Source organism: Nonomuraea sp. NPDC003201, assembly GCF_053590415.1.
In genome coordinates, this window is record NZ_JBSFTC010000376.1 from 1 (window position 1) to 9,262 (window position 9,262).

Consider the following 9,262-nt stretch of genomic DNA (forward strand, 5'->3'; position numbering starts at 1 on the left):
ACAGGGAGGTCGCGCGGGTGGGCGTCGCAAGCGTGCGCGGCGGCGCGGACGCGCTGCTCGGCTCGCTCGCCGGGCGGCTTGTCCGCGACGAGAAAGGCCTGGTCATCGAGGGGGTCGCGGCCGGTGTCCACGAGCTGGGGGACCGGTCGCTGGTGCTCGTGCCGATGCTGGCGGGCAAGGACGCGCTGATCGTCGGGCTGGACGACCCGGAGACCGTGTGGATCGCGTATCCGGTTCCCGCGGCCGGGAGGCTGTGGCGTACGGACTGCGACGACCTCTCGGAGCTCGTGGGACCGGTACGGGCGGAGTTGCTGCGTACGCTCGACCGGCCCATGACCATGACCACGCTGGCCGGCGGCATGAACATCCCGCCCAGCAGCCTGACGTTCCACTGTGACCGGCTGGTCGCGGCGCGGCTCATCGCCCGTGAGCGCCGGGGCCGCGAGGTGTGGATCGACCGCACGCCCAGGGCGGGGGCGCTCCTGGAGCTGTGCCTCCGCTGAATCCCCCAAGGGGAACGGGGGCGCTCGGGATCCGGCGCGCCCCCGTTCAACGAACTGCTGCTCAGCCGGCCTTGGTGAACTGGTTGAACAGCGGGCCGTCGAGATTCCAGCCCGGCTCGTTGGCCAGGATCTTCTGGGTGTGCGATTCGATGGCGAGGCGCCACTTGTTGTTGTTCGACAGGCGGAAGATCTTCACCGTCTCACCGGCGGAGGCCGCGGCGGGCGCGTACCCGAGGATGCCCTCGTAGCGGAACTTGCCCGAGTTCACGAGCGACTCCCGCTCCGTGACGGAGCCGGTGACGATGTAGGAGGCCTTGCTCTCCCAGCGCAGCCGGAAGAGCGGCTTGCCGCCGGCGAAGGGGGCGCGCGAGATGTAGTACATCGGGGTCTGGGTCAGCGACCAGCCGTGCTTGGTGATCGCGCTCTCCTTCTCCGCCTCGTTGCTGGTGTAGAAGAAGCCGCCGTCCTTCGTCACCAGCTCGTAGACCTTCACCCGCTGCTCAGCGACGCTCTGCGCCGACGACGCCGTCGTGGCGGACGCCTGCGTGGCGATCCCGAAGGACAGCGTGGCGCCGAGCGCCACGGCGAGCCCGAGGCCGACGGGACGGGTCATGCGGCCGAACGATATAGCCATGAAGCTGTTTCCCTCCGTATGGATGGCGATGCCCGGCCAAGCTAACAGTGCGCTGCGTAACCGCCCTTTCCATTTCGAGTAACGTCTAAGGGTTACTCGCCAGCCTGGCGCGCAGGCGGTCGGCGTCCGGGTGGTTGAGCTGCTCCAGCAGCTCCAGAGCGCGGCGGAACGTGTCGAGGGCGGCGGCGCGGTCGCCGGCGGCGTCGTACATCTCGCCGAGGTGAACGGTGGTGTCGGCCTCGTGCCAGCGGTCCCCGACCTCCTGGAACAGGCCGATGGAACGCCGGTAGAGCTCGGCGGCCTCGGCGAAGCGGCCGAGGTGGTGGTAGGCGAAGGCGAGGCTGTCGCCCGCGCTGGCCTGGCCGTGCCGGTAACTCAGCTTCGCGTGCAGGTCCAGGGCCTCCTGGCAGTACGGGATCGCCTCCTCGTACTCGCCGAGCAGGACGAGCTGGTAGCCGATCGAGTTGAGGAACAAGGCCGCGCCCGCCTCGTTGCCCGCCTCGCGGTGGAGCGCGAGGGCCTGGTGGAACTGTTCGAGGGCGGCGCGGGGCCGGTCCTGCTTCTGGTGGATGAAGCCGAGGCCCAGATGCGTACGGGTCCGGCCGTCACGGTCGCCCAGCTCGGTGAACAGGGCGATCGCCCGCTCCAGGTAGGCCCGCGCGTCGTCGAGCCGGCCGAGCCGGATGAGGGCGCGGCCGGCCCCGGCGTGGGACTGGGCCTCGCCGAACCGGTCCGCCTGCCGCCGGGCGACGGCGAGCGCGGCGCTGTGGGCGGCGAGCAGGTCGAGCCAGCGCCCCTGGCGGTCCAGGTAGTCGCTGAGCGTCCAGCCGATCTGCCACGCGCGGGTGCCGAGGCCGGTGTCGGCGGCGTGCCGGACGGCGGCCATGAGCGTGGGGTGCTCGGTGGCGAACCACTCCATCGCCTGGTCGTGGTCCGCCGGGTTCTCCGGGGACGTCCCCGGCTGGGGCTCCTCCAGGGTCAGCGGTTGCCGGCTGCGGTTGATGATCAGGGCCGCGGCGTGGGCCGTGTGCAGGTAGTGGTCGAGCAGGCGGCACGTCGCGGCCCGCCGCTGATCGGAGGAGGAGGAGAAAGAGGAGGAGCTGGGGCCGTCGAGGGCAGCGTGGCCGGCGTAGGTGGCGGGGTCGGCGGTGTCGGGGTCGCGGAGGTCGAAGGAGGAGGCAGGGGTGGCGGGAGGAGCAGGGGTGGTGGGGGAGGCAGGGGTGGTGGGGAGGTTCTGTTCGGCGGCGTAGGCGCGTAGGAGGTCGTGCATGGTGAACCGGTCGGCGACGTTCTCGGTGACGAGGTGCGCCCGTACGAGCTCCCCGAGCAGCGCCCGCACCCCACCGCCCGTGAGCCCGGCCAGGCTAGCCGCAGCCGCGCCGCCGAGATCCGGGCCGAACGCGCTCCCCAGCAGCCTGAACAGGCGCGCGGCCGGTGGCGTGAGCGCCCGGTAGGACCAGGAGAAGACCGCGCGGAGGCTGGCCGTCCGCTCCCCGGCGTCCAGGAGGTCGAGCCGGGAGGCGCGCAGCTGCCCGGCGAGCACGGCCAGCGGGAAGCCGGGATGCATGCGGGCGCGGGCCGCGACGATGCCCAGCGCCAGCGGCAGCCCGCCGCAGCGGTCGAGCAGGTCGGCCACCGCGTCCGGCTCGGCCCGCACCCGCTCCTCGCCCAGCAGACGGGTGATCGCCTGGCGGGCCTCCTCCGGGTCGAAGGCGTCGAGCGGGATGGGGCGGGCGCCGTGGCCGGTGATGAGGCCGGGCAGCTGACGGCGGCTGGTGACCAGCACCGCGCAGGACGGGCTGCCGGGCAGCAGCGGGGTCACCTGGTCGGTGTCGCGGGCGTTGTCTAGCACGATCAGCATCCGCTTGCCCGCCACCAGGCTGCGGTAGAGCGCGGCCTGCGCCTCCAGGCCGACGGGCACCGCGGCGGCGTCCACGCCCAGGGCGTCGAGGAAGCCGCGCACCGCCGTCTCGGGCGGCATGGGCGCGTCGGAGGGGTCGAAGCCGTGCAGGTTCACGTACAGCTGGCCGTCGGGGAAGCGGGGCAAGTTGCCGTGCGCCCAGTGCAGCGCGAGCCAGGTCTTGCCGACGCCGCCCGTGCCGCCGATGGCGGAGATCACCACCGTGTTCCCGGACGCGGCCATGATCCGGTCGAGGGCGGCCAGCTCGCGCGAGCGCCCCGCGAACGACGGCGGCGGCGGGGGGAGCTGGCGGGGCACCGGAACGGGGCGCGGGGTGAGCGCGGTCTCGGCGCTGAGCATCCGCAGGTGCAGCCGCCGCAGGTCGGGGCCGGGATCGGCGCCCAGCTCGTCGGCCAGCCGGCGGCGGGTCCGCTCGTAGCGGTCGAGCGCCTCGGCCTGGCGGCCGTTGCGGTAGAGGGCGAGGATGAGCTGCCCGACGAGGCGCTCGTCGAGCGGGTGGCGATCGGCCAGTACGGCCAGCTCGGGCAGCAGCTCGGCGTGCCGGCCCAGCCGGAGCTGGACGTCGTGGTGGTCGAGCCGGGCGGACAGGTGTTCGGTCTGGAGCGTGTGGCGCAGGGCCGCCAGCCACGGGGTGTCCAGGTCGGCGAACGGCTCCCCGCGCCAGAGGCCCAGCGCGACCCCGTACAGCCGGGCGGCCTCCCGGTCGTCGCTCGCCCGCGCCCGGGCCAGCAGCGCGCGGAAGCGGTGGAGGTCCACCGCCTCCTCCCGCACCCGCAGGAGGTAGCCGGCGGCGCTGCGGTGGATGCCGTCGGAGGGGGACAGGATGGAACGCAGGCGGGACAGGTAGCTGTGCAGCGTGCCCGCGGCCCGTTGCGGCGGAGCGTCGCCCCAGACGCGGTCGGTCAGCTGGTCGAGGGAGACGGGATGGTTGGCGTCGACGAGGAGGGCCGCCAGCACGCAGCGTTGCCGTGCGGGCCCGAGGTTGATCGGCCGGCCGTCCGCCCACGCGCTGACCTCGCCCAGGATCCCGAACTCGACCCCCACGGGATCATCCTAAGGCGTGGCCGTCACCGCGGCAGGAGCGGCTTGGACAGCTCGAACACCCCGCCGATCCCCCTGGCGGGGATGTCGAAGACGACGGCGGCCAGGTCCTTGGCGGGGATCACGTGGGTGCCGGTGGCTCCCCGGCGCGGGTTCGGGTCCCAGACGGTGATCGTGCCCTTCGCGGTGTCGTAGCCGTGGGCGACGATGGCGTGGCCGAAGTCGCGCTTCTTCCTGCTCCAGGGCAGCCGGTTGCCGAGGACCGCGACGATCGTGGGCTTCCCGAGCACGCCGACCGCCTGGGAGACCTGCGCCATCAGCGCGGCGGGGTCGTCCTTCGCGTACGTGAGCCGGAACTGGTAGCCCTCCGGCCTGACGTACGTGTTGAGCACGGCCAGCACGTACTCCCGCTTGGTCGAGCGGGCCTCGGCGCTCGTCCTCATCTCCTTGGCCAGCTGGTCCTGACCGCGCTTGACGCCGAACGCGCGCAGCACGATCGCGCTGGACGCCGGGGCGCAGTAGTAGCTGGTCCGCTGCGCCTGCCCCTTGATCTCCACCGAGACCGCGGCGGGCACCGCGAGCTGCGCCCTGACCGGGGGCAGCACGGTCGCGGACCCGGCGACGATTGGCACGGTCGCGGACCCGGCGACGAGCGGCACGGCCGCCGCGGCCGCCGCGGGCGGGGTGGAGACGGGCAGGACACAGGCGGCGAGGGCGGCGCCGAGGACGAGTCTTGCGGAACGCACGCGGTCTCTCTCCGTGTTGCAGGCGATACGGAAGTGACCAAAATACACACTTCAGCCGCTCAGTTGTTCGTTCATGATGAGGAACGCCCCCAGCCCGTGAAAGTCGTTGACCGGCCGGCCGCGCCCGAAGTAGAAGGCGAGCGAGTCGCTGGCGTTGGTGCCCTCGCTGACGCCCACGAGGTTGGTCCGCCCGTCGGAGCCGAGCGACACCTGGGCGAGCACTCCCTGGTAGCCGCGTTCGGCGTTCGCGCGGTAGGAGGCGTCCACGTACCCGCGCTCGACCGCCCGCGAGATCGTGTACGTGTACATCGCCGAGCACGACGTCTCCGTCCAGTTCGACGGGTTCGACGGCTCGGTGACCACCTGCCACCAGCGGCCCGTGGCCGGGTCCTGCCAGCGGGCGTACGCGGGCACGAGCTCGCGCAGGATGTCGATGAGCGCCGCCCGGCGCGGATGGTCGGCCGGGATCAGCTCGAGGATGTCGGTCACGGCCATCCCGAACCAGCCCATCGCCCGGCACCAGGAGATCCCGTTCGTGTTGCCCAGGGAGGGTTTGACCCAGGACGCGGTGGGGCCGCCCGGCTCGTCGTAGGCGTGGTACAGCAGCCCGGCGGCCTGGCCCGACGTGCGGCGCAGGTGGCTCCAGTAGATCTCGAGCTGCTTGGCCGGCTCGGCGCTGGTGAAGGAGTCGGCCGCCACCCAGGCGCCGTACCGGGCGAGGAACGGGTCGGCCATGTAGACGCCGTCACCCCAGAGCTGGCCCTCGCGGGAGGTGGAGGTGGAGTGCCACCAGCCGCCGTCGGAGGTGCGCGGGTACGTGTTCAGCCGGGTCCTGATCTTGGCCGCGGCGGTGCGGTAGCGGGCCTGCCCGGTCTCCCGGTAGAGGGCGAGCAGGACGTTGCCGGCTTGCATGCTGTCGAGGTTGCCGAAGGTCTGGGAGATGCCGCCGGAGGAGTCCACGAACCGGTCGGCCCAGTCCTTGATGTACTGCAGGTAGCGGGGCTCGCGGGTGCGCTGGTAGACGAGGTACTGGCCCCAGAGGTAGAGCCCCTGCGGGTAGCTCCAGCCGCCGAGCGTGCCGGGGGAGAAGCGGGCCATCGTCGAGTCGACCATCGCCCGGGACCAGTCGGTGCCCGCCGAGGAGGGGTCCACGCTCAGCGAGTCGAGGTTCGGGCCGCCGTTGGCGGTGGTGGCCGTGGCCTTGACCGCGTTCGCGCCGGCTGTCAGCGTGACCCGTACGGTGACGGTCCGCCAGGTGGTCCAGGCGCCGGTGCCGGGGAAGGACAGGGTGGTGCCGGTGCCACCGGCGGTGACGGTCATGGGGCGGTCGGCGGCCGTCCCGTTGGCGTAGCGGAGGGCGAGCGTGACCGGGCCGGGGTCCGCCGCCTGGATGGTCCACTCGACGGAGGAGCCGGCGACGTTGTCGAGGTTGACGAACCCCGAGCCGGTGAATCCGGGGTGGTTCGACTCCACGACCCCCTGCGAGATCGTCCCGTTCTCGGCCTCGTAGAGGGTGGCCGCCGCGGCCGAGCTGACGGCAACCGGTTGCAGAAATAACAGGCCGCCGAGTGCCGTGGCGGTGATTGCGCGAAGACGTCCCATGTATCACTCCGGGTCTGACGAGCTGTGATGCCGTGCCGCCGGTGCGGTCCTGCACGATCGGAAGCTCATGGCTCCGATCTCCTTGCGCATCTCAGGGATACATCCCGGCGTGGTGCCCTGTCTACCGGTCAATGTCATCCGATGTATCGATGCGACAAAGTTAGGAAACTTTCCTAAGCAATGGACCGTTCCAACTATTGACGGGGCTGACGGTTTATGGCAAACGTTTGGAAAGCTCCCCTCTCTTACACCAGGCATCACTCTCAGCCAGGAGCGCCCGATGAACTTCAGCAAGTCCCGGGCCTGCGTCATCGCCTGCTTACTCGCCCTGGGAATGGCCACGGCCCTCCCGGCGGACGCGGCGCCCACCCGGTACGAAGCCGAGAACGCGACGATCTCCCAAGGCGTCGTCGAGTCCAACCACGCCGGCTATTCCGGCACCGGCTTCGTCAACGGGGACAACGTCGCCGGCTCTTACACACAATGGACGATCAACGCGCCCGCCGCGGGCACGGCCACGCTGGCCTTCCGCTACGCCAACGGCACCGGCGCCGACCGGCCCAGCGACATCGCGGTCAACGGCACGACCGTCGCCGCCGCCCGGTCCTTCCCCGCCACCGGCGCCTGGACCACCTGGACCACGATCACGCTGACCGCCCAGGTCACCGCGGGCACGAACACGATCAGGGCCACCGCCACCGGCGCGGGCGGCAACCCGAACTGGGACTACCTCGACGCCGAGGTCCAGTCCTCGAACTTCACCGACTACCAGGCCGAGTCCGGGACGATCTCGCAGGGCGTCGTCGAGTCGAACCACGCCGGATTCACCGGCTCCGGGTTCGTCAACTACGACAACGTCACCGGCTCCTACGTCGAGTTCGCCGTCAGCGCGGCCGCCGCCGGCACCCAGAGCCTGACCTTCCGCTTCGCCAACGGCACCACCACCGACCGGCCGATGACCATCGCCGTCAACGGCACCGCGGTCGCCACCGCCCGGTCCTTCCCCGGCACCGGTGCCTGGACGACCTGGCAGGAGATCAGCGTGGACGCGCCGCTCAACGCGGGCGGCAACACGGTCAGGGCCACGGCCACCACGGACAACGGCGGCCCGAACCTCGACCGGCTGCGGGTCACCGGCCCCGGCGACACCGAGAAGCCGACCTCGCCGGGCCAGCCGACGTGCTCCGACATCACGCACAATGCTTTGACCCTGGACTGGCCGCCATCCACCGACAACATCGGCGTGGTGGCCTACGACATCTACCACCAGGGCCAGCAGATCGCGACCGCGACCGCGCCGCCGTACCGGCTGACCGGGCTCAACCCGAACTTCTCTTACCAGCTGTCGGTCTTCGCCCGCGACGCCTCCGGCAACGTGTCGCTGAGCAGCCCCGAGGCGAACTGCCGGACGCTGCCCGCACCCGCCGACAACCCGCCGTCGCAGCCGGGGCAGCCCACCGTCAGCGGCGTGCAGTCCGCCTCCGCCACCGTGACCTGGGGCGCCTCCACTGACGACAACGGCGTGCGGGCCTACCTCGTGCGCGACAACGCCACCAACGCCGTGCTCGCCACGGTGACCGGCACCCCGCCGGCCACGACGGCCAGTGTGCCGCTCGAATGCGCGCACACGTACCAGGTGCACGTGGTCGCGCGTGACAGCGCCAACCAGCTCTCCACGCCGAGCGCGCCGTCCGCGTCGTTCACCACCGGGACCTGCGGCACCGTGCCGCAGACGCCGACCAGCGTCGCCGGCGGCTGGGACGTGCCGTGGGACATCTCCTGGGCGCCGGACGGCACGTACGCGCTGGTGACCGAGCGCGACACGTTCAAGGTCTTCAAGATCACCCCGTCGGGCACCAAGACGCAGGTCGGCACCGTGCCCAACGTGCAGACCACCGACGGCGAGGGCGGCCTGATGGGCCTGGACTTCTCGCCCACCTGGAACGGCACGAGCGACCAGGAGGTGTTCTTCATGCACACCGCCTCCGAGGGCAACCGGGTCGTGAAGATGAACTTCAACGGCACCGCGCTCAGCGGCTACGCCACCATCCTCCAGGGCATCGACAAGAACCGGTACCACAACGGCGGGCGCATCAGGTTCGGCCCCGACGGCTACCTGTACGTCACCACCGGCGACGCGCAGCAGTCGAGCAACGCCCCCGACCTCGACTCGCTCAACGGCAAGATCCTGCGCATCACCAAGACCGGCGCCGCCGCGCCCGGCAACCCGTTCGGCACCCGCGTCTACAGCTACGGCCACCGCAACCCGCAGGGCCTGGCCTGGGACTCGGCCGGCCGGCTGTGGGAGTCGGAGCTGGGCAACTCCTCGCGTGACGAGCTCAACCTCATCCAGCCGGGCAAGAACTACGGCTGGCCCACCTGCGAGGGCACCTGCAGCACGTCCGGCATGACGAACCCGAAGTACACCTGGAGCGTCTCCGAGGCCTCGCCGAGCGGCATCGCCATCGTCAACAACACGGTGTTCATGGCGGCGCTGCGCGGCCAGCGGCTGTGGCGCATCGTGCTGAACGGCGAGAGCGTCTCGACGGTCAACTCGTACTTCAACGGCACGTACGGCAGGCTCCGCGCGGTCGAGAAGGTGCCCGGCGCCAACGCCATCTGGTTCGGCTCCACCAACTCCGACAACAACGGCGACGGCTCGGCCGACACCATCCGCCGCTCCAACATCCAGTAGTCACCCCCCTCATCGCCGGCGGCCGCCGTCACGCTCGCCGTCCACCGTGGCAAGCTGCCCGGCAAGGGCCTGGTCGAGGGGCTGTTCCTGTCGCCGCTCATCGTCCCGGAGCTGGTCGTC

General features: G+C 71.4%; 6 protein-coding genes. 2 read left to right on the forward strand and 4 right to left on the reverse strand.

The features are described 5' to 3' along the window. Positions 1–503: ArsR/SmtB family transcription factor (locus ACWDX9_RS54625; protein ID WP_449970329.1), on the forward strand; the 503-nt coding region annotated here is incomplete at its 5' end. Positions 504–564: 61 nt separating this feature from the next. Here the strand turns inward: ACWDX9_RS54625 and ACWDX9_RS54630 are convergent. The 4 genes from ACWDX9_RS54630 to ACWDX9_RS54645 form a co-directional block, all read right to left on the reverse strand. Next, the gene (locus tag ACWDX9_RS54630) at positions 565–1,116 is read right to left on the reverse strand and encodes a hypothetical protein (RefSeq protein WP_364256899.1); all 552 of its coding nucleotides are present in this window, start codon (positions 1,114–1,116) and stop codon (positions 565–567) included. Between the two features lie 106 nt (positions 1,117–1,222). Further along, on the reverse strand, positions 1,223–4,102 hold the full coding sequence (locus ACWDX9_RS54635; protein WP_449970332.1) for a BTAD domain-containing putative transcriptional regulator: 2,880 nt from the start codon (positions 4,100–4,102) through the stop codon (positions 1,223–1,225). Between the two features lie 23 nt (positions 4,103–4,125). Next, positions 4,126–4,845 (reverse strand): C39 family peptidase, encoded by a 720-nt coding sequence (locus tag ACWDX9_RS54640; protein WP_449970334.1) that lies wholly within the window; start codon positions 4,843–4,845, stop codon positions 4,126–4,128. A 51-nt stretch (positions 4,846–4,896) separates the two neighbouring features. Beyond that, on the reverse strand, positions 4,897–6,447 hold the full coding sequence (locus ACWDX9_RS54645; protein WP_449970336.1) for a glycoside hydrolase family 88 protein: 1,551 nt from the start codon (positions 6,445–6,447) through the stop codon (positions 4,897–4,899). Positions 6,448–6,727: 280 nt separating this feature from the next. On the opposite strand from ACWDX9_RS54645, the gene ACWDX9_RS54650 reads away from it, so the two are divergent. Continuing rightward, positions 6,728–9,142, forward strand: a complete 2,415-nt coding sequence (locus tag ACWDX9_RS54650) for a PQQ-dependent sugar dehydrogenase (protein WP_449970339.1) — start codon at positions 6,728–6,730, stop codon at positions 9,140–9,142. The last annotated feature ends 120 nt before the right edge of the window (positions 9,143–9,262 follow it).